This window comes from Roseovarius sp. D22-M7, assembly GCF_037083785.1.
Classification (GTDB): Bacteria; Pseudomonadota; Alphaproteobacteria; order Rhodobacterales; family Rhodobacteraceae; genus Roseovarius.
This window is the reverse complement of the sequence record NZ_JBAPKY010000004.1, coordinates 37,034-57,685: the sequence shown is the minus strand read 5'-3', so window position 1 is coordinate 57,685 and position 20,652 is coordinate 37,034. Positions and strand designations below refer to the sequence as shown.

The 20,652-nt window shown below is 66.5% G+C and carries 21 protein-coding genes; 11 read left to right on the top strand and 10 right to left on the bottom strand.

Annotation, left to right across the window (positions count from 1 at the left end; all coding sequences use genetic code 11):
* Positions 1-78: 78 nt before the first annotated feature.
* Positions 79-1,677: a phosphoenolpyruvate carboxykinase gene (locus V8324_RS03170; RefSeq protein ID WP_336418469.1), complete on the bottom strand. Its 1,599-nt coding sequence runs from the start codon at positions 1,675-1,677 to the stop codon at positions 79-81.
* Positions 1,678-2,012: 335 nt separating this feature from the next.
* Here V8324_RS03170 and V8324_RS03165 point away from each other — a divergent pair, with 335 nt between their 5' ends.
* From V8324_RS03165 to V8324_RS03135, 7 genes are read left to right on the top strand one after another with little or no spacing between them, the layout of a single operon-like run.
* Positions 2,013-2,738, top strand: a complete 726-nt coding sequence (locus V8324_RS03165) for a response regulator transcription factor (protein ID WP_336418468.1) — start codon at positions 2,013-2,015, stop codon at positions 2,736-2,738.
* Positions 2,739-2,762: 24 nt separating this feature from the next.
* Positions 2,763-4,448 (top strand): ATP-binding protein, encoded by a 1,686-nt coding sequence (locus tag V8324_RS03160; protein ID WP_442970455.1) that lies wholly within the window; start codon positions 2,763-2,765, stop codon positions 4,446-4,448.
* Between the two features lie 36 nt (positions 4,449-4,484).
* Positions 4,485-4,904, top strand: coding sequence for an HPr kinase/phosphorylase (locus tag V8324_RS03155; protein WP_442970454.1), 420 nt, complete (start codon positions 4,485-4,487; stop codon positions 4,902-4,904).
* 2 nt (positions 4,905-4,906) lie between these two features.
* A complete protein-coding gene (gene rapZ, locus V8324_RS03150; protein ID WP_336418465.1) occupies positions 4,907-5,827 on the top strand; it encodes an RNase adapter RapZ in 921 nt (306 codons plus the stop codon).
* A 7-nt stretch (positions 5,828-5,834) separates the two neighbouring features.
* Entirely contained in the window at positions 5,835-6,227 is a 393-nt protein-coding gene (locus V8324_RS03145; protein ID WP_336418464.1) for a PTS sugar transporter subunit IIA, read from the top strand.
* Between the two features lie 18 nt (positions 6,228-6,245).
* Positions 6,246-6,524, top strand: a complete 279-nt coding sequence (locus tag V8324_RS03140; protein WP_336418463.1) for an HPr family phosphocarrier protein — start codon at positions 6,246-6,248, stop codon at positions 6,522-6,524.
* Between the two features lie 50 nt (positions 6,525-6,574).
* A complete protein-coding gene (locus tag V8324_RS03135) occupies positions 6,575-7,468 on the top strand; it encodes a lysophospholipid acyltransferase family protein (protein WP_442970453.1) in 894 nt (297 codons plus the stop codon).
* 14 nt (positions 7,469-7,482) lie between these two features.
* Here the strand turns inward: V8324_RS03135 and V8324_RS03130 are convergent, their stop codons facing one another.
* The 3 genes from V8324_RS03130 to serS form a co-directional block, all read right to left on the bottom strand.
* Positions 7,483-7,803, bottom strand: a complete 321-nt coding sequence (locus tag V8324_RS03130; RefSeq protein WP_336418462.1) for a hypothetical protein — start codon at positions 7,801-7,803, stop codon at positions 7,483-7,485.
* A gap of 151 nt (positions 7,804-7,954) precedes the next feature.
* On the bottom strand, positions 7,955-9,214 hold the full coding sequence (locus tag V8324_RS03125) for a glycerate kinase type-2 family protein (protein ID WP_336418461.1): 1,260 nt from the start codon (positions 9,212-9,214) through the stop codon (positions 7,955-7,957).
* 104 nt (positions 9,215-9,318) lie between these two features.
* A complete protein-coding gene (gene serS / locus V8324_RS03120) occupies positions 9,319-10,611 on the bottom strand; it encodes a serine--tRNA ligase (protein WP_336418460.1) in 1,293 nt (430 codons plus the stop codon).
* A 180-nt stretch (positions 10,612-10,791) separates the two neighbouring features.
* On the opposite strand from serS, the gene V8324_RS03115 reads away from it, so the two are divergent.
* The gene (locus V8324_RS03115) at positions 10,792-11,208 is read left to right on the top strand and encodes a BLUF domain-containing protein (protein ID WP_336418459.1); all 417 of its coding nucleotides are present in this window, start codon (positions 10,792-10,794) and stop codon (positions 11,206-11,208) included.
* A gap of 11 nt (positions 11,209-11,219) precedes the next feature.
* Here the strand turns inward: V8324_RS03115 and V8324_RS03110 are convergent, their stop codons facing one another.
* From V8324_RS03110 to V8324_RS03090, 5 genes are all read right to left on the bottom strand, one after another.
* Positions 11,220-12,083 (bottom strand): Brp/Blh family beta-carotene 15,15'-dioxygenase, encoded by an 864-nt coding sequence (locus V8324_RS03110; protein ID WP_336418458.1) that lies wholly within the window; start codon positions 12,081-12,083, stop codon positions 11,220-11,222.
* The gene (locus V8324_RS03105; protein ID WP_336418457.1) at positions 12,080-13,189 is read right to left on the bottom strand and encodes a lycopene cyclase family protein; all 1,110 of its coding nucleotides are present in this window, start codon (positions 13,187-13,189) and stop codon (positions 12,080-12,082) included. Before V8324_RS03105 ends, V8324_RS03110 begins: the two co-directional genes overlap by 4 nt.
* The gene (locus V8324_RS03100) at positions 13,176-14,027 is read right to left on the bottom strand and encodes a phytoene/squalene synthase family protein (protein WP_336418456.1); all 852 of its coding nucleotides are present in this window, start codon (positions 14,025-14,027) and stop codon (positions 13,176-13,178) included. The genes V8324_RS03105 and V8324_RS03100 overlap by 14 nt, the downstream gene beginning before the upstream one ends.
* Entirely contained in the window at positions 14,024-15,532 is a 1,509-nt protein-coding gene (gene crtI / locus V8324_RS03095) for a phytoene desaturase family protein (RefSeq protein WP_336418455.1), read from the bottom strand. Before crtI ends, V8324_RS03100 begins: the two co-directional genes overlap by 4 nt.
* Before the next feature lie 212 nt (positions 15,533-15,744).
* A complete protein-coding gene (locus tag V8324_RS03090; protein WP_336418454.1) occupies positions 15,745-16,521 on the bottom strand; it encodes a bacteriorhodopsin-like in 777 nt (258 codons plus the stop codon).
* Positions 16,522-16,831: 310 nt separating this feature from the next.
* Between V8324_RS03090 and V8324_RS03085 the strand changes: the two genes are divergently transcribed.
* Genes V8324_RS03085 through V8324_RS03075 form a run of 3 tightly spaced genes read left to right on the top strand, consistent with a single transcriptional unit; the run spans position 16,832 to position 19,909 of the window.
* Positions 16,832-17,995, top strand: a complete 1,164-nt coding sequence (locus V8324_RS03085) for an isovaleryl-CoA dehydrogenase (protein ID WP_336418453.1) — start codon at positions 16,832-16,834, stop codon at positions 17,993-17,995.
* Between the two features lie 25 nt (positions 17,996-18,020).
* A complete protein-coding gene (locus V8324_RS03080) occupies positions 18,021-18,311 on the top strand; it encodes a hypothetical protein (protein WP_336418452.1) in 291 nt (96 codons plus the stop codon).
* A complete protein-coding gene (locus V8324_RS03075) occupies positions 18,308-19,909 on the top strand; it encodes an AMP-binding protein (protein WP_336418451.1) in 1,602 nt (533 codons plus the stop codon). The genes V8324_RS03080 and V8324_RS03075 overlap by 4 nt, the downstream gene beginning before the upstream one ends.
* Before the next feature lie 38 nt (positions 19,910-19,947).
* Here V8324_RS03075 and V8324_RS03070 read toward each other — a convergent pair whose 3' ends face one another.
* Complete coding sequence (locus tag V8324_RS03070) at positions 19,948-20,553, bottom strand: OmpW/AlkL family protein (RefSeq protein ID WP_336418450.1); 606 nt, start codon at positions 20,551-20,553, stop codon at positions 19,948-19,950.
* Positions 20,554-20,652 lie beyond the last annotated feature (99 nt).

Here is a 20,652-nt window from a genome sequence, read left to right as displayed (position 1 = left end):
GGGAAGCGCGCCGGTCCTGAATGGAAGACGCCCCGGCCGTGTGCCCGGGGCGGATCTTCGAAGCCTTGACCCACGCGGTCAGCCGATCGCGGCGGCCTTCACGTCGTCGTCTATGAACGGCACGTATTGCGCGAAATTGTCGGCGAACATCTGCACCAGCTTGGCGGCCTGCACGTCATAGGCGTCGGCATCGGCCCAGGTGCGGCGCGGGTCGAGCAGCACCTCGGCCACGCCGGGCACGGTGACCGGCACGTCGAAGCCGAAATTGTCGTCCTTGCGGAACTCGGCATCGCCGAGCGAGCCGTCGAGCGCCGCGGTCAGCAGCGCGCGCGTGGCCCGGATGGGCATGCGCGAGCCCGTGCCGTAGGCACCGCCGGTCCAGCCGGTATTGACCAGCCAGCAGGTCGCGCCGTGGGTGGCGATCTTGCTTTTCAGCAGGTTGCCGTAGACCTCGGGGCGGCGCGGCATGAAGGGCGCGCCGAAACAGGTGCTGAAGGTGGGCTGCGGTTCGGTCACGCCGCGTTCGGTGCCCGCGACCTTGGCGGTGAAGCCCGACAGGAAGTGGTACATCGCCTGTGCCGGCGTAAGCCGCGCGATCGGGGGCAGCACGCCGAAGGCATCGCAGGTCAGCATGATGATGTTCTTCGGGTGTCCGCCAAGCGCCGTTTCCGAGGCGTTCGAGATATAGTGCAGCGGGTAGGCGCAGCGCATGTTCGCGGTCAGGCTGTCATCCGAGAAATCGAGATCGAGCGTTTCCGGGTCGAACACCATGTTCTCGATCACGGTCCCGAAGCGCGTGGTCGTCGCGTAGATCTCGGGCTCGGCCTCGGGGTCGAGATTGATCGTCTTGGCATAGCAGCCGCCCTCGAAATTGAAGGTGCCGCGCTCGGACCAGCCATGCTCGTCATCGCCTATGAGGGTGCGGTCGGGATCGGCCGACAGCGTCGTCTTGCCGGTGCCCGACAGACCGAAGAACACGGCCGCGTCGACCGGGTTGTCCTGCGCGTGATTGGCCGAGCAGTGCATCGGCATCACGCCTTTCTCCGGCAGTATGTAGTTGAGCAGAGTGAAGATGGATTTCTTGTTCTCGCCAGCATATTCGGTGTTCGCGACAAGGATCATCTTGCGGTCGAAATTCATCGCGATCACGGTTTCGCTGCGGCAGCCGTGACGCGCCGGGTCGGCCTTGAACCCGGGGCAGTTGATCACCGTGTAATCGGCGGTGAACGCGTCAAGCGTGTCGCGGTCGGGGCGGCGGAACATGGTGCGGTTGAAGAGGCTGTGCCACGCAAGCTCGGTCACCATGCGCACCCTGATCGCCAGCGCGGGATCGGCCCCGCCGACCAGATCCTCGACGAACATCTCGCGCCCTTTCATGTAGTCGCGCATGTCGTCGTAGAGCGTGTCGAACGCATCAGGTGCCATCGCCGCATTGTTCTCCCACCATATGGTGTCGCGCGTGGTGTCGGATTTCACCACGTGCTTGTCCTCGGGCGACCGCCCGGTGAACTTGCCCGTGGTCACGAGGAACGCCCCACCCTGGCCCAGCGTGCCTTCGCCGCGCTTGAGCGCGGCCTCGATCAGCGCCGGTTCGATGAGATTGTAGTGGACATCGCCCAGCCCGGTGATGCCCTGATCCTCCAGCCGGAAGTGCGGGTTGACCCGTCCGAATGTCATGATGTTTCGCTCCTGTGCATACTGTCCGCGGCTGCGGTCTCAGAAATGGGCACCACGTCCGGGCGGTGCCTGTCGGGCGCTTCGCCCGGCGAAAGTCTCGTAACACGACGGATCTGCGAAATGACAGGTCGATTTTTGCAGTTAGCGCAATCACGTGGCTGATGCTTCCGCGTGGCCATGTTTGTTGCGCGCCCGGGTCTACCCGGAGTGTGGTTCGAAGGAATTCAGGGAATTGAAAGGAATCCCGGCTACGGTCGATGCCATGGAAAAGACAAGTTCGGTTTTTACGCAATCCGGCGCAGTGGCGCTCGCGACTGCGAAATATGGGTGACGACATGGGCAGATCGGACCAACCGCCACGCGCGAGAATCGCGCTCGTGGACGATGATCGCAACATTCTCAAGTCACTGTCGATCACCCTCGAGGCCGAGGGCTTCGAGGTCGAGACCTATCATGACGGCCAGCAGGCGCTCGATGCCTTCAGCCGCAGCCTGCCGGATCTCGCCCTGCTCGACATCAAGATGCCGCGCATGGACGGGATCGACCTTCTGCAGCGCCTGCGGGGGCGCTCGCACATCCCAGTGATCTTCCTGACTTCCAAGGATGACGAGATCGACGAGGTGCTCGGGTTGCGTCTGGGCGCCGACGATTACGTGAAAAAGCCGTTCTCGCAGCGGCTTCTGATCGAACGCATCCGTGCCCTGCTGCGCCGATACCAGGGTGCCGTGGTCCCGATCCAGGGCGCCGCGGAAGAGGAGACGGTGCTGGAACGGGGCCATCTGCGCATGGATCCGCAGCGCCACGCCGTGACCTGGAAGGGTTTGGAGGTCGCGCTCACCGTGACGGAATTCCAGTTGCTGCACGCGCTCGCGCAGCGCCCCGGTTTCGTGAAAAGCCGCGAACAGCTGATGGACGTGGCCTATGACGACCAGATCTACGTTGATGACCGCACCATCGACAGCCATGTGAAACGCCTGCGTAAGAAGCTGCGCATGATCGACCCGGACTTCGCTGCGATAGAGACTTTATATGGAATCGGATATCGCTATAACGAGAAGTGATCTTCTGATGACACTTTGAGAGAGGTGGCCGGGTTGCTCCCGAATTCGAGCAGGCAGCGCGCCCCGGACCCCGGCGCGACCGACCGTTCGACTCGGAGCGCGCAGGCCGCGCCGGGCCGGGGCAGGGCGCGCGTCTCGGCGCTCGGCCGCCGGATCATCATCTTCAACCTCATCGCGCTCAACTGCCTCGTGCTCGGTGTGCTTTACCTCGGTGGATCGCAGGAGACGTTGTTGCGCCAGCGTGGCAAAAGCCTGATGCAGTCCGCCGACCTCATGGCGGAGGTGATCACGGCGCGGCTTCCGGACGGCATGGCTGCGGAGGGGCCTCCCTTCGAAGGCCCGGATGGCGCGTTTCTGGCGGACATCCTGTCAAATGTCGCTCCCCGCGCAGGGTCCGAGGCCTGGCTTTTCGACGCGGCCGGACGCGTACTGGCGCATTACCCCACCCGCATGCCCGATGGAGGGCCGCGGGGCGCGACCGCGTCAACCCCGATCATGAACACACTCGGCCGGATCGCGGGCTGGCTGCCATCGGTCGGGGGGGATCGGACCACGGATCGGGCCCCGTCCGACTCCGCGACCGCCGCGCAAGCCATGGTCGACTTCGCGCTTGCGGACGGTCCTCACTTGCGCGCGCTGCGGGGATCGCGCGGCACGGAATTGCGTGCCGCGGCGCCGATTTTCGCGGGATCGGCGCCGGTTGCGGTGCTTGTGCTTACGGATGAGCCGGGCGCGGTCGATGCGCTGGTGCGCGCCGAGCGCGAGCGCGTGCTGCGGATCTTCCTGATCGCCATGCTGATCTCGGTGGGGCTCAGCCTGACGCTGGCTTCGGCGATCTCGACGCCGCTGACCGATCTCGCGATGGCCGCCGAGACCGGACGCGACGGTACCGCTGGGCGGGAGGGCCCGGACGCCGGCCGCGTCCGCATCCCGGATCTGACCGCGCGCCCCGACGAGATCGGCCGCCTGTCGGACTCGCTGCGGGGCATGGTCGCGGCGCTTTACCAGCGGATCGAGAGCAACGAACAGTTCGCCGCCGATGTCGCCCACGAGATCAAGAACCCGCTGACAAGCCTGCGATGTGCCGTCGACACGATGCGCGAGACCACGCAGCCCGACCAGCGCGATCGCCTGCTCGAGGTGATCGAGCATGACGTGCGCCGCCTCGACCGCCTGATCACCGACATATCGCGCGCCTCGCGGCTCGACAGTGACCTTGTCAAGGAAGAGCAGATCCGCTTCGATCTTCTCGAGATGCTGCGCACTGTCGCCCTGTCGCTGGGGCCGCAGGCCGACAAGAAAGGGGTGACGTTCATCACGGACCTTCCCGATCAGCCGATCGCGATCAGTGGGCTCGAGGCGCGTCTGGCGCAGGTTTTCGACAATCTCGTCACCAACGCGATCAGCTTTTGCGACGCGGGCGATACGATCCGGGTCTGGGCCCGCCGGCGCGCCGAGCGAGTGCTGGTGGTGGTCGAGGATACCGGCCCGGGCATCCCCGATGGCGCGCTCGAAAAGATCTTCGAGCGGTTCTATTCGAGCCGTCCGGAAAGTGAGTTCGGCAATCACTCGGGCCTCGGCCTTGCCATCTCAAAGCAGATCGTCGAGGCGCATGACGGCGTGATCTGGGCCGAGAACATCCGCCCGACAGAGGCCGACGCCACATCCGACCCGCAGGGCGTGCGCTTTGTCGTCGGCTTGTCGGTTTAGGCGGTGACCCAAGCCGCCTCATCCCCCGAGCACGTGATGCATGCCAGCTGTGTCGCCGTCGGCTCGCGCGCGGTCCTGATCCGCGGCGCCTCCGGGCGCGGCAAGTCGGGGCTCGCGTTGCAACTGATGGCGATGGGGGCCTCGCTGGTCTCCGACGACCGCACGCGGCTCTGGCGGGCGGGCGACAGCCTCATGGCGGATGCGCCCGACTCTATCCGCGGCCGGATCGAGGCGCGCGGTGTCGGCATCCTGCGTGTGCCGCCCTGCGGGCCGGTGCCCGTGGTGCTGCTCGTCGACATGGACCGGAGCGCGACCGATCGCCTGCCACAGCCGGTGCACGAGCATCTGCTGGACATGGCGCTGCCGCGCCTTGAAAATGTGCAGCATGCGCATTTTCCAGCCGCGATTCTGCTATATCTCAAGCATGAAGGGTTGGATGAATTCAGGACGCGGTGATCATGCCCGATGACACAGGACCCGAAACCGGCCGGCAGCCGCCGCACCTGGTGCTCGTCACCGGGCCGTCGGGCGCGGGGCGCAGTACCGCCATTCGCGCGCTGGAGGATATCGGCTTCGAGGCGATCGACAACATGCCGTTCAGCCTGCTGCCCCGGCTTCTCGACGGCCGGTCGCCGCCGGAGAAGCCGCTCGCGCTCGGGCTCGACGTGCGCAACCGCGATTTCTCGACCCACGCGCTTATGACCTTGATCGAGCGTCTCGACGCGCAGGCGGGGCTGCAGCTTCAGGTGCTTTACCTCGATTGCCGCGCCGAGATCCTGCAGCAGCGATTCTCCGAGACGCGCCGTCGTCACCCCCTGGCCCCCGACGAAAGCGTGGAGACCGGAATCGCCCGCGAATTCGACCTGCTGGTGCCGATCCGGACGCGCGCCGATCTGCTGGTGGACACGTCGGACATGTCCCCGCACGATCTGCGCGCCGAGCTGCACCGCTGGTTCGCCGCCCCCGACGGGCGCAGGCTTGCCGTTTCGGTGCATTCGTTTTCCTACAAGCGCGGGGTGCCGCATGGCCTCGATATCGTGCTGGATTGCCGGTTTCTCGACAATCCGCACTGGCGGCCGGACCTGCGCGCGCTCGACGGCCGCGCGCCCGAGATCGCCGCCTTCGTGCGGGCCGATCCGCGGTTCGAAAGCTTTCGCGCCCGGGTGACCGACCTGCTGGCAGACCTACTGCCGGCCTACGAGGCCGAGGGGAAATCCTATCTCGCCATCGGGTTCGGATGTACCGGTGGACAGCATCGCAGCGTGGTTGTCGCGGAAAGTGTCGTCGAAAGCCTTGCACAGCGCGAATGGCAGGTGTCTATACGACACCGCGAACTGGAGCGGCGCGGCGAAGGCAGGATCCGCGGACCAGAGGAGTGAACCGGTCGTGATCGGCATAGTCATCGTGGCGCATGGCGGGCTGGCCCGCGAGTATCTCAATGCCGTCGAGCATGTTGTCGGTGTGCAGCCGGGCATATGCGCGATCAGCATAGAGGAAGGTCACGAGCGGGCGCTCAAGCAGGACGAGATCTGCGCCGCCGCCGATTCCGTCGATAACGGCGACGGCGTGATCCTGGTGACGGACATCTTCGGCGGCTCGCCCTCGAACCTGGCGTTGCGGGCGGGGCGGCCGGAAGACCGGCGGATCCTTTACGGTGCGAACCTCCCGCTTTTGATCAAGCTGGCGAAAAGCCGCCATGTCAGCGTGCCGGAGGCCGTGCGCGCGGCGCTGGAGGCGGGGCGCAAGTACATCGACAGCCACAATGTGACCACCGACTGAGCAAAAGGGGACGCTGGTATGACCGACAAGGTCACGCGGCAGGTTGAGATAGTGAACGAAAAGGGGCTGCACGCGCGCGCCGCCGCACGGCTGGTCGAGGTGGTCGAAGGTTTCGATGCCATCGTCGAGGTCGCCCATCAGGGGCAAAGCGCCTCGGGCGACAGCATCATGGGGCTTTTGATGTTGGCAGCGGCCAAGGGAAGCATTATTGACGTCGAAATCGCGGGGTCCGACGCTGAACCGCTCGCCGATGCGATCACGGCGCTCGTCGCCGCGCGGTTTGGCGAGGACATGTGACCGCGCCGGACGGCTGCCGGTCGCGACATGGGCGCAACAGGGACGGGTCGGTGAACACCAACGCACAGAAAAAGCCTGACACGGCGGTCGGTGACGGTGACCTGGTCCAGACCCATGACAGGCGCAGCATCACTTATGCCAACAGTTTCGACGGTCCGGTGACCTCGACGATCATCCGCGCGATGGAATGGATGACCGGCAAGATCACCATCATCCGGTTGATCCGCCGCTTCGAGAAAGCAGGCGCGCCGCGCGGGCAGGCGTTCTGGCGGGCCGCGCTCGACACGATGGGCATCCCGCTGCTGACGCCAGAGGACCAGATCCGCAAGATCCCTGCCGACGGCCCTGTGGTGGTGGTGTCCAATCACCCGCACGGTCTGGTTGACGGGATGGTGCTTGCCGACCTAATCGGGCATAGGCGCAGCGATTTCAAGATCCTGTCGCGCGCGCTTCTGGTGGGCATCGACGAGGTGGCGGCGTCCTACATGATCTCGGTGCCGTTTCCGCACGAGCCCGACGCGCAGCGCAAGTCGGTCGAGATGCGCGCCAAGGCGATGGCGCATCTCAAGGAGGGCGGGCTGGTCAGCGTGTTTCCGTCGGGCGTCGTGGCGTCGTCGGACACCTTCTTCGGCCCGGCGGTGGAGCGTGACTGGAACGTTTTCACCGCGCAGATGATCCGCCGATCGGGTGCTACGGTGGTACCGATCTATTTTCCCGGGGCAAATTCACGCTGGTACCAGATCGCCAACCGGATCTCGCCGACGCTGCGCCAGGGGCTGCTGCTGCACGAGGTCGTGCATAGCTGCAACCATCCGCAGCAGCCCATCGTGGGCGATCCCATCGATGCCGCGCAGATGAAGATGCTGACCAGCGATCCGCGCGGCTTCATGGACTGGCTGCGCGGGCATACCCTGTCGCTTGGCAACCGCCGCGACGCGACGTAGTGTGCACCTGCGGGTCACTCGATCTGTCGGCCTTCCTTGACCTCGAACGGCTCTACCCGGTCGCCGTTACGCCACGCGTAGCCATCATCCGGGACATCGACCAAGGCGTAGGGTGTCCAGCCGGTGCTCATCCACCAGCTTTCGTAGACATCCTGTTCGGGATCGACCCGCCATTGGCCTTGCGCACGTTTTCCCTCGTCGGAGAGGTAGATCGTGGTGCCGTCCTCGGCAAAGTACTGCCGGTAGCGATCGCCACCCCACGTCCCGACGATGGTATTGCCTTCCAGCACGTTCTCGATCTCGGACGCGCTCAGTTGCTGTGCCGCTGCAGCCATCACGAAAGATGTTAAAAGCGCTGCAGCGGTGAGAGTTATCAAAAAGACATGATGTTTCATTTGCGATTACCCCCGGGTTATTGAACGGTAAGTATCGCAAATTGTCTCAATGATGGCGAATCCAATAAATCCAAGCCACTGCAGGGGGTTGTCAAATCGGCGCCACAAGAATGGCGCGGAAGTCGTTGACATTGGTCAGGGTCGGCCCGGTGATCACCTGGTCGCCGAGCGCCCCGAAGAAGCGATGCGCGTCGTTATCCGCGAGGGCCTGGGCCGGGTCGAGACCAAGTGCGGCGGCGCGCATCAGGGTGTCGGGGCCGATCACCGCGCCGGCCACATCGGCGGCGCCATCCACCCCGTCGGTGTCGCAGGCGATGGCATGGATGCCGGGCGCGCCGTCGAGAGCCGCGGCCAACGCCAGCGCGTATTCGGCATTCGGTCCGCCCACCCCGTCGCCGCGCCGGGTGACGGTCAGTTCGCCACCCGAGAGCAGCAGAAGCGGCGCCCCGCCCGGGGCCAGACGGCCCTGCGCCGCGCGCGCAAGCGCGGCATGCTGGGCTGCGATTTCGCGGGCCTCGCCCTCGATCGCATCGCCGAGGATCTCGACCGCCGTTCCTTGCGCTTGGGCGAGCTCGGCGGCGGCCTCGAGCGACTGGCGGGGGGCGGCGTAGATGACGTTCTCGGTGCGGCTCAACCGCCGGTCATCGGGGGCGACCACGCCGGTCGGGTTGCTCAGGACGGCCTGCGCCGCGTCCGGCAGATCGACGCCGTACCTCTCGGCGATGGCGCGCGCCTCGGCGGGCGTGCTCGCCTCGCCCACGGTGGGGCCCGAGCCGATCATCGCGGGGTCGTCGCCGGGCACGTCCGAGATCATCAGCGCCAGCATCCGTGCGGGCCAGGCGGCGGCGGCAAGCTGCCCGCCCTTGACGCGGCTGAGATGCTTGCGCAGCACGTTCATTCGGCCGATCGGCGCCCCCGAGGCCAGAAGCCGTTCATTGACCGCTTGCTTTTCCGCCAGCGTCAGGTCGCCCGCCGGCTGCACCAGAAGCGCCGACGCCCCGCCCGAGATCAGCGCAAGAACCATGTCGCCCTCGCCGAGGCCCCGAAGCAGCTCGAGCATCCGCGCCGTGGCCCGCGCGCCGGCCTCATCGGGCACCGGATGCGCGGCCTCGACGATCTCGACGCCTTCGCAGGGCCGGGCATGGCCGTAACGTGTGATCACGAGGCCCTCGCAGGGGCCATACACGTCCTCGACCGCCTCGGCCATGCGCGCGCTCGCCTTGCCGGCGCCGACGACCACAAGCCGACCTTCGGACCGTGGCGGCAGATGCGCGGCAAGGCTTTGCATCGGGTCCGCCGCGGCCACTGCCCGGTCGAAAAGCGCGCGCAGGAACGGCTTTGGGTCTGTCATGCGGGGCGCCTTTCGGATGCGGTCAGGAGCAACGTAGCGCCAAGATGGCGCGGTGCGCAACGGGCGTGTGCCGGTCGCTTCGCGTCCCCGAACGATCCGCCGCGTCAGCACAGCACCCCGTCCGCGCCGAGCATCGTGCGACCGCGCAGATAGGGGTGCAGCACCTCGGGCAGGCGCACCGATCCGTCCGCCTGCTGGCCGTTCTCGAGCACCGCGATCAGCGCGCGCCCGACCGCAAGCCCCGACCCGTTGAGCGTATGCACGAAATCGGGCTTGCCGCCGCCCTCGGGCCTGAAGCGGGCGTTCATTCGCCGCGCCTGGAAATCGCCGCAGACCGAGACCGACGAAATCTCGCGATACATGTCCTGGCCGGGCAGCCAGACCTCGATGTCATGCGTGCGCCGCGCGCCGAAGCCCATGTCGCCGGTGCACAGCACGACCGTCCGGTAGGGCAGGCCGAGCCGTTCAAGGATGCCCTCGGCACAGCCCGTCATGCGGTCGAGCTCGTCGCGGCTGGTGTCGGGATGGGTGATCGAGACCATCTCGACCTTCTCGAACTGGTGCTGGCGCAGCATGCCGGCGGTATCGCGCCCCGCCGATCCGGCCTCGGAGCGAAAGCACTGGGTATGCGCCACCATCCGGCGCGGCAGCGTGGCCGCGTCGACGGTCAGCCCGTGCACGAGGTTGGTCAGCGTCACCTCGGCCGTCGGCACCAGCCACCAGCCATTCGTCGTGCGGTAGCTGTCCTCGCCGAATTTCGGCAACTGCCCGGTGCCGCGCATCATCTCGTCGCGCACCAGCACCGGCGTCCATGTCTCCGACAGGCCGTTCTCCTCGACATGCGTGTCGAGCATGAATTGCGCCAGCGCCCGGTGGACTCGCGCCACGGCCCCCTTGAGCACCACGAAGCGGCTACCCGACAGTGTCGCGGCGGCCTCGAAATCCATGCCCTCGGCGACGCCGGCGATGTCGTGATGCTCTTTCGGCGCGAAATCGAGGGTCGCCGGCGTGCCCCAGCGGCGCAATTCCACGTTGTCGGCCTCGTCCGCGCCCTCGGGGACGTCGTCATGCGGCAGGTTGGGCAGCCCCATCAGCATCTCGGTCAGTTGCGCGTCGAGATCCTTGGCCTCGGCCTGCATCGCGGCGACCTCGGCCTTTTTCTCGCCCACGAGGACGCGCAGCCGGGCGAACTCGCCCTCGTCGCCGCGCGCCTTGGCCGCGCCCACGTCCTTCGAGGCGCGGTTCTGCTCGGCCTGGGCGGTCTCGGCGGCGTTGATCCGGGCGCGTCGCGCCGCGTCGAGCGCCAGCACCGGGCCCGAGGCCGCGGCGAGCCCGCGGCGGGCCATCGCGGCGTCGAAAATCTCGGGGGCGTCGCGGATCGCGCGGATGTCATGCATGGGTCTGGTCCTCAGGGGGCTTTGAATCGTTGCCGTCCTGATAGCCGAGTTTTCGCCGCAGGTGTAGAGCATGTGAAGCGGCGGCGTCATGCGCAACGCCCTCTGGACGCGCTCCTGCACAGCCGGTACGATTCGACGGAAAGTCGGCGCATATGGCATCGACGCGAAAGGGGATCGTTCATGCCGCTTGTCCAGCTTGTCTACGCGTCCCGCCCGTTCGGCTTCGACCAGGCCATATTGTCGAACCTCCTGCTGGATTCCCGCCGAGCCAATGCGCGCGACGACATCACCGGGGCGCTGATCGCGCGGCACGATCTGTACCTGCAACTTCTCGAAGGACCCGAGAAGAAGGTCGAGGACGTCTATGCGCGCATCCTGAACGACGACCGGCATGTCGAGGTCACGAAACTGGTGGATCGCCCGATCCAGCACCGCCTTTTTCCCGGCTGGGCGATGCGCGACGATCCCGCCGATAGCTGGGTCTGGAGCATCGAGGAGGTGCGCGACGGCGCGATCGAGCGTTCCACGCAAGACGAGGTCCTGGGCTTCTTCACGCGGCTGGCGGAAAAGGGCGTCGTGCCGCCGCGCGAAGGCTGACCGCGCCGCAGCTAGCCGCGGCGTTTGAACCGGTCGACCAGCAGCATGTGCGGCACCGTCAGCGCGGCGAGGCCGATGAAGATCACCTGCATGCCGCCGCCCTCGGCTGTCAGGCTGTCACTCCCGGATCTCGCGTATAGCAGCAAGGCACCGGTCAGCGTGACGGCTGCCGACAGCCCCGCCGCGGTGACCAGCGCCCGCCGCGCGCGCGGGACCGACCGGATCGTCGCGTCGAAATGCCGGATGGAATGCAGGCCGCAGAAATAGACGGTGAAATAGACCAGCGGTGGCAGCAGGGCCGCGAGCCCCCACAGGATCGCCTGCTCCAGCGCCGCCCGCTCGCGCGTCTGAGGCCTGAAGAGAACGGTCACCACGAAGCCCACACCTGCGACACCCCCGGCGATGGCGGCGGCAGCGGCGGCCCATGATGCGGCCCCGGCCGGCACCAGGTAGGCGAAAAGCGTCGTGACCTCGGCGTGATGCAGCAATGCGGGCGCGCCGATCGTGGCCAGACCGCCGGTCCAGCGCAGCGGAGAAGCGGCGTGCGACCAGTCGTCGGAAAAATGCAGCGCCGAATAGGCGAGAAACGCGACCAGGGCCGCCCCTGGAAGCACGATCCACAGCCCGATCACGCAAGCGACGAGGCCAAGGTAGATCGCCATGAACCGCAGCTTTCCGCGGCATCCGTCGAGCGGCCAAAGCGTCTCGGCCATCGGCAGGTCGAGCGCGCCATGCGGCAGCCCGAAGATGGCTATCAGCGGCGCCAGCAGCAGCAATTGCGTCGCGATGCCAGGCTGCAGGCTGAGCTGCAACAGTGCTGCGACCATTGCGCAAACACCGAAGACCGCCGTCTGCCATTCCGGCGCGCGCGTCATGCCGGCACCAGCGCCGCGCGCAGGAATGGCAGCGTGGGCAGCGACGTCATCACCGACAGCCGGTCGGCGGGATGGGTGGAGCCCGACAGGAACCGCTCCAGCCGATCGGGGGCGGCGTTGCGGAAAAGCCCCTCGAAAAGGGCGGGTCCGCGTTCCGGCATGGTTTGCAGGACCTGCAGGAAGACCCGGTCCATGAACCGCGTCGCAAGGCCGTCGCGCAGCGTCCGTGGCATCGCCCCGCGGCGCAGCGCCTCCGCGACATGATCGGCCTGTGACTGGATGCGGGTGAAGGCGTATCCGGTTGACGGGCGCGCAGCCCCGCCACCCAGGCCCATGCGAATCACGCCCGGCTGCGGCGGTTCGGCAAAACCGACCTCCATCGGCAGCGCGCCGGTTTCCTCGCGCAACACTTCGAACCGGCCCGGCTGCAGCCCCGCGATCTCGGTCTCCAGCCAGTCCTCGAACACGGCGCGGCCGGGCGAGGTGGGGGCGAAGGACGTCACCTCGACCAGCGCGCAATCGCGCGCGAAAGGCAGGATGTAGACGAAATCGACACCGCGGCTGCGGGCGGGGCGAAACTGCATCAACTGCACGCTGCCGGGGTCGAAAACCGGGCGTTCGGTGCGGATCTCGCGGCCCAGAAAGAACTGCCCGTAGGTCGGGATGCGACGCGGCGGGCGCGTGTCGATCACGTGATTGGCGTGCAGCGTGCCGGTATCGGTCTCGATCCGCCAGCCATCGGGTGACTTATGCAGATCATTCGCTGAGGTTCCCATCGACAGCGCGGCCAGCGGGCTGTCGGCGATCAGCGATTGCGCACGGTCGTAGACCGCGCCGGCGGCCACGGTCTGGTAGCGCATATGCGCCGATCCGCGGCAAACCGCGCCGCCCGGCCCGCCGACCTCCCACCGCGACCAAGAGGCGCGCACGCAGTCCTCGAACGGGTCAGGGGCGGTGCGCCAGAAGCTCCATGCGCGGTCGTCGACATATTGCGCACGCGGCTCGATCACCAGCAGGCTGCGACCGGCTAGGGCCAGCCGTACCGCCACGCTCAGCCCGGCGCAGCCGCCGCCGAGGATCGCGATATCGACGTCAGGACGTGGCATGATGCCGTCCCGCGTTGGCCGACCGACTTGGTGCTGCATGCGCGGTGACACCCTGCGCGGCCAGAAGCAGCTTGCGCCAGCGCGGCACAAACACGCGCCCGGCGCAGGGATCGCAGGACCGCGCGCGCAGTTCGGTCCCGATGCCGGCATACATCGACGCGGCCGCGGCCACCGCGAGGCGCAGTCGCAATGGCAGAGCTGGCAGCCCGGCGCGCCCCGAGGCGTAAAGCGTATCGGCCCGGGCCAGCAGGGTGGCGACGGCCTGCGCAACATCGGTGCGGGTGTCGGGATCACCCTCGACGATGGCGTGCGCGTCATGCGGGCACAGCGTGTAAGGCAGATACCGCCGACCGGCCTGAGCGTCCTCGGCCACGTCGCGGCAGATATTGGTCAGTTGCATCGCCTTGCCGAGATCGGCAGCGGCGGGATGCCAGCGAGCGCGAATGTCGAAAAGCGTGCAGACCATCACGCCGACGGTGCCGGCCACCCCCATGCAGTACTGCTCGAGCGCGGCCTCGTCGGCGATGCGGGTCGCGCCGGTATCCTGCGCCACGGTATCCACCAGCTGGGCAAAGCTTGCCAAGCCCTCGGGCCGCGCGTCGAAAAGGGCACATGCTTCCGCGGCCAGGGGATCGCCGTTGTTTTTGCTGCGCAATTCGTGCGCAAGACGGGTCAGTCGCGCCTGCACTTTCGGCCCGCCCACGGTGTCGGCCAAGTCGTCCACCGTGCGGCACAGCGCGTAAAGACGTGCGATGCGGCGGCGATCTGCGGGCGGCAGGATGCGCGCGGCGGGCGCGAAACTGCGGGCGTGGCGGGCCAGGATCGCTTCGGGTGTCATGGCGCGGGCACCGGGGCGGGCACGACCGTGTCGAGAACCTTCGCCGACGAGACCACGCCCGGCAGCCCGGCACCGGGATGCGTGCCGGCGCCCACGAAATAAAGGCCTTGGATCCCTTCGGCACGATTGTGAAACCGGAACCACGCCGATTGCGAGAAGAACGGCGAGAGAGAGAACCCGGCCCCGTCGACCGAGAGGTAGTCGGATTTGAAATCCTCGGGCGTCATAGCGAATTCGGCGGTGATCGTGTCGGCGAGTCCCGGCAGCATCGAAGCGTCGAGTGCGGCAACAATGCGGTCGCGCAGCTTCGGACCCTCGACTGCCCAGTCCTGCCCGCCGGCGAGGTTGGGCACCGGGCAGAGCACGTAGAAGCTGTCCTTGCCGTCGGGGGCAAAGCTTGGATCGGTTGCCGTAGGGCGATGAACATAAAGCGAAAAATCCTCGGCCAGCACCTTGCGGTGGAAGATGTCGCGCAGCAAGTCCCTGTAGCGTTCGCCGAACCACACGGTGTGATGCGCCACCTCCGGCCAGGTCCGGTTCGCCCCGAAAAAGAGCACGTAAAGGCCCATCGACAGGCGGCCGTTCCTTGCCCGGAGCTTCGCGACCGGCGATGGCACTCCGGCGGGCAGCATGTGGCGATAGACGTGGACGGGATCCATGTTCGACACCACGACATCGGCGGGGATCTCGAGCCCGTTGTCCAGCACGATGCCGGTGGCAACACGGCCCTCCAGCCTTATCCGCGCCACGGTGGTGTTCAGGCGGATGGTGATGCCCTCTTCCAGCATCAGCCGCTCCAGCGCATCGACCAGCGCGCCGGTGCCGCCCTTGCAGAACCAGATCCCGTGCGTACGCTCCAAGTGGTTGATCATGCCGTATATCGCGGTGGTATCGAACGGGTTGCCGCCCACGAGAAGTGGCTGAATGGAGAACGCGCGGCGCAGGCGGTCGTCCTTGATGAAGCGCGACACCATCGACCACACGCTTTCATAGGATCGCAGCCGCACCAGGTGCGGGATCTGGCGCAGCATGAATCCCAGCGAGTGAAACGGCGTCGTTGAAAGGCGTTTGAATCCAATGTCATAGATCTTCTTCGACCACGCGCCGAGGCGGCGATACCCGTCAACGTCGCGGGGCGACAGGCGGGCGATTTCGGCCTCGGTCGCGGCCTCGGTCGGGCCGTAATCGAAGGTCTCGCCGTCGTGGAAATGGAAGCGATACCACGGGTCGGGCTCGACCAGTTCGACGTAATCGTGCAGGCGCTTGCCGAATAGTTCGAACAGTTCCTCGAAGAGATGCGGCGCGGTCAGCACCGTGGGCCCGGCATCGTGGCGAAAACCCTCATGTTCAAAGACTTGCCCGCGTCCGCCCAGCCGCGCGCAACGGTCGACGAGATGCACATCATAGCCACGCGCGCGCAGGCGCAGGGCGGCGGCGATGCCGCCGAATCCGGCCCCGGCGACGATTGCACGGGGCTGGCTGTCGATCGAGGTATCACGCGGCATTGGGAAACTCCGTCATTATGCTGTCGGGCGGTCGGCGTGGGTTGCGAAAGGCGGACGGGGGCCGCCGATCTGCGTACAGGGCGTACATTTCTTTACGCGTTTGGTACGCAAACGGACCTGTCAGCATCCCTGCATCGGCAACGTCGCTCCGAAGAATGTCCGATGAGATCGCAAGGCCGACTGCCCGCGGTAACCGCGGGCAGCCGTCTTTTTCACTCGGCCGGTTGGGCCGAGGCTTTCTGGCTTTCGAAATAGGCCACGCTCTTGCGTTGCGCGATCATGAAGATCAGAACGCCGAACACGGCCTTGGCGGTGATGTCTGCCGCCGTGTAGCCGACCTCGATGATCGTCGTGGCAGTCGCCCCTTCGAGGCCGATGGCCCCGGCGAAGTAGACGATCGGGTAGAACGCCCAGCTGCCGACGACGAGGTACCGCGCCGCGCTGACGAGACCACGCGCATCCGCCGGCTGGTCGTCGATCGACTTCGACAGGCCCACGAACAGCTCGTAGACGATCCACAGGAACGGGATCATCGACGCGATGCCCCAGAACCAGCGGGCGCCGGCGGTTTCGGCGATCTCGCCGGGATATCCCAGGACGATCATCAATGCCGCCAGCAGCCCGAGCCGCGTCGCGCGCGACACGGTTTCCGACCTGCTGAGCCCCATGACGAGGATCAGCTCGACCAGAAGCAGCGGCACCGTCAACAGCCAGTCGACATAGCGATACGCCTGGTTGAAGGCATACCCCGTCGTCGCGACCGTGCCTTCGGTCACGTCAAACGCCGTCTCCCAGCTTTCGAAGATCCGAAAGTAGTGGTAGGCGGCGATGAACGTGACAAGACCGGTGATGGTCATTGCAGTCCTGTATTGCGGAGCGACCTGACTGCGTCCCAACCAGAAGAAGATTGTTGCCGCAGCAAGCGTCGCGAACGCAAACGAGAAAGCATTGTAAATGAGGTCGTATTGCTCGACCGAGATGTTTTCCATGGCTTTGCTCCTTGTGCATACGTCTGTGTACGCATGGCGCGATCTAGGCTCTCGGACCGTCGCGAACATGGCAGCGGGACGCAATGTCGCACGGGATTTACAGCCTCGGATCTCGTCGAGGTTGACAGGAGCATGTCAGGCGCGGGCGTCCGCGACGAAAGGCCCGCGCCGCAGGCCGCAGTGGCGCACGCTTTGGGGCGCGCCCCGGCCATGCTATGCTCGCGAGCAGACGCGCGGGATTGACGCGCCACGTGGCGTGTGGCTATAACTGAACGTGCGTTCAATAACGGGCTGCCGGGGGAGGAGTGCCATGTTCAATGCCGTGATGAGGTTCGATCTGGGAGAGGATGTGAACGCCCTGCGCGAGATGGTCCATCGCTGGGCGCAGGAACGCGTCGCGCCGATCGCCGCCGAGATCGACCGCAGCAACACCTTCCCGCACGAGCTGTGGCGCGAGATGGGCGACCTGGGCCTTCTGGGGATCACTGTCCCCGAGGAATATGGCGGGTCGGACATGAATTATCTGGCGCATGTCGTCGCCGTCGAGGAAATCGCGCGCGCCTCGGCCAGCGTCTCGCTCAGCTACGGGGCGCACAGCAACCTGTGCGTGAACCAGGTCAAGCTGAACGGTACGCCCGAGCAGCGGCAGAAATACCTGCCCGGCTTGGTGTCCGGCGAACAGGTCGGCGCGCTGGCGATGTCGGAGGCCGGCGCGGGCAGCGATGTCGTCTCGATGAAGCTGCGCGCGGAAAAGCGCAATGATCACTACAAGTTGAACGGCACCAAGTACTGGATCACCAACGGCCCCGACGCCGATACGCTGGTGGTCTATGCCAAGACCGATCCCGAGGCCGGCGCGCGCGGCATCACCGCCTTCCTGATCGAGAAGGAGATGACCGGCTTTTCGACCAGCCCGCATTTTGACAAGCTGGGGATGCGCGGGTCCAACACCGCAGAGCTGATCTTCGACGAGGTCGAGGTGCCGTTCGAGAACGTGCTGGGCGAAGAAGGCAAGGGCGTGAATGTGCTGATGTCCGGCCTCGATTACGAGCGCGTGGTGCTGGCCGGTATCGGCACGGGGATCATGGCCGCCTGTCTGGATGCGATCATGCCATACATGGCCGAGCGCAAGCAGTTCGGGCAACCCATCGGGTCGTTCCAGTTGATGCAGGGCAAGATGGCCGACATGTATACCGCGATGAACTCGGCCCGCGCCTATGTCTACGAGGTCGCCAAGGCCTGCGACCGCGGCGACGTGACACGTCAGGACGCCGCCGCCTGCTGTCTTTACGCCAGCGAACAGGCGATGGTGCAGGCGCATCAGGCGGTGCAGGCGATGGGCGGGGCGGGGTTCCTCAACGACAGCCCCGTCGCGCGCATCTTCCGCGATGCCAAGCTGATGGAGATCGGCGCGGGCACCTCAGAGATCCGCCGCATGCTGGTCGGCCGCGAGATGATGGGGGCGATGGCGTGACCGTGTTGCCCGCCGATAGATCCCGATGTCGCGGCGTCTGATGGTGTTGCCGCTCGTGGCGCTGATCGCCGTGGTGGCGGGGATCGGGCTGCTTCTGGGCGGGCGCGCGGTGACCACCACCGAAACGCAGGCGATCGAACGGATGGCGGCGCTGTATCTGGATGAGGCGGGGACGGGCGCTGCGCGCTCCGATTGCGCGGCGCGGCCGGCGATGAGTGACGAGTTGTGGCTGGTCGTGACCTGCGGGCGGTACGAGTATTTCGTCGATCCCTACGGCCGCCTGGCGCATCGCAACAGGCCGGGGCCGGCGTCATGAGCGCGATGGGCCCCCTGTTGACGCCGGCGGCGTACCGGGTGCTGAAGGACGGGTTCCGGTGGGACATTCCCGACCGGCTGAACATGGCCGCGCAGGTCTGCGACGACTGGGCCACGCGCGCGCCCGACCGCGTCGCGATCAAGGATCTGTCGGGCGCGGCACCGGTGGAGATCACCTATGCCGCGCTGCGCGGCATGGCCGATGCGCTGGCATGGGGCCTGCGCGTGCGGGGCGTCGGGCGCGGCGACCGCGTGGGCGTGCTGCGCAGCCAGGGCGCATGGTGCGCGGCGGCGCATGTCGCGATCTGGAAGCTCGGCGCGATCTCGATCCCGCTGTTTCAGCTGTTTCGGCAGGACGCTTTGCGCAGCCGGCTGGAGGATGCCGGCGCGGCGCTGGTGGTGACCGACGCCGCGTGCACGGGCCTGCTGGCCGATCTGCCGGGTGTGACCGTGATGGTTCCCGAGGACGAGAGCCTGCCAGAGGGCCGCTTCGACACCCTGGATACGGCGGCCGAGGATCCCGCCGTGCTGATCTATACCAGCGGCACGACCGGCAGCCCAAAAGGCGCGCTGCACGCCCACCGGGTGCTGACCGGGCATCTGCCGGGTGTCGAGATGAGCCACGATTTTCTGGGGCAGCCGGGTGATTGCCTGTGGACGCCGGCGGACTGGGCCTGGATCGGCGGGCTGTTCGACGTGGCTATGCCGGGGCTTGCCATCGGTGTGCCGGTGGTGGCCGCGCGGATGCCCGGGTTCAGCCCCGAGGTTTGCGCGAAGATCATCGCGCAAGCCAATGTAAGAAATGTGTTTTTCCCGCCCACGGCACTGCGGATGCTGAGGGCGTCCGAGGCCCGCATCGAGGGTCTGCGCAGCGTCGCGAGCGGCGGCGAGCCGCTGGGGGCCGAGATGCTGGATTGGGGACGGGGTGCGCTTGGCGTCACCGTCAACGAGTTCTACGGCCAGACCGAATGCAACATGATCGCAAGCTCTTGCGGGGCGCTCTTCGAGCCGGTGCCGGGATGCCTGGGGCGCGCGGTCCCGGGCCATGACGTCGCCGTGATCGACGACGACGGGCGCGCGGCACAAGGCGAGGGCGATATCGCGGTCAGGCGCGGGTCGGCGTCGATGATGCTGGGCTACTGGAACCGCACGCAAGAGACGGCGGCGAAGTTTCGCGGCGACTGGATGCTTACCGGCGATCGCGGGTTGATCGAGGACGGCTTCATTCGGTTCGTGGGCCGCGAGGATGACGTGATCACCAGCGCCGGCTACCGCATCGGCCCCGCGGAGATCGAGGATTGCCTGCTGAGGCACGAGGCCGTGGCGACGGCGGCGGTGGTGGGCAAGCCCGACCCGTTGCGGACCGAGATCGTCAAGGCCTATGTCGTGCTGAAACCCGGTGCGGTCGCGGATGCCGACGAGCTTCAGGCATGGGTGAAGGAGCGCCTTGCAAGCTACTCTTATCCAAGGGAAATCGAATTCACCGACGCGCTGCCGATGACGGTGACCGGCAAGGTGATCCGCAAGGAACTGAAGGCCCGCGCAGCAGCGGAGACCACGCGACGACGATGCCGCACGACGGAACAAGGGCCGGCATGATGGCCGGCCCTCGCGATCCCGAATTCACCCGCCCCCGATCAGAACTTGATCACGTAGGCCACGTTGAACACCCAGGGGCTGATATCCACGGAACCGATATCCGTGCCGCCCACGGTCGCGTCGGTCTCGATGTCGATGTAACGCACATCCGCGCGAAGCGCGCCGCGCTCGCTGATCGCGTAATCGACGCCGGCATGCAGCGCGAGACCCCAGGAATCGTCGAGATCGAGCGATGCGCCGCCGAGATTTCGGGTCTTTTCGTCGAAGAAGTAGGTGTAGTTGATGCCCGCCCCGACGAAGGGCGTGAACTGGCTGGCATTCGTGAAATAGTATTGCAGCGACAAGGTTGGCGGCAGATGCTTGGTCTCACCGATGTCGCTGCCAGCGAGATTGAGGTCATGCTCGAAGGGCCAGGAGGCCAGCAATTCTATCCCGACGCGGTCGGCGATGAAATATTCGAAGGTGATCGTCGGGCTCAGCGCCCCGTCTGCGTCGACCTTGCCGACCAAGGTGTTCGACCCGTCGTCGGGTTCGATCCAGCCCAGGCCGAGGCCGATCAGCATGTCGCCCTTTTCCTGGGCAAGCACCGGGGCGGCGGTGGTGCCCATCAGGGCGGCGAGGGTGAGGGCGGTGATGTGTTTCATGGTCTGTCCACTCCTGTTTCGATCGCGCCGGGTATGGGCCGTGCCGGGGTGGGGGACGTTGACCTGCATCAAGTCGCGCGTCAGTCTGCGCCGCGTGGT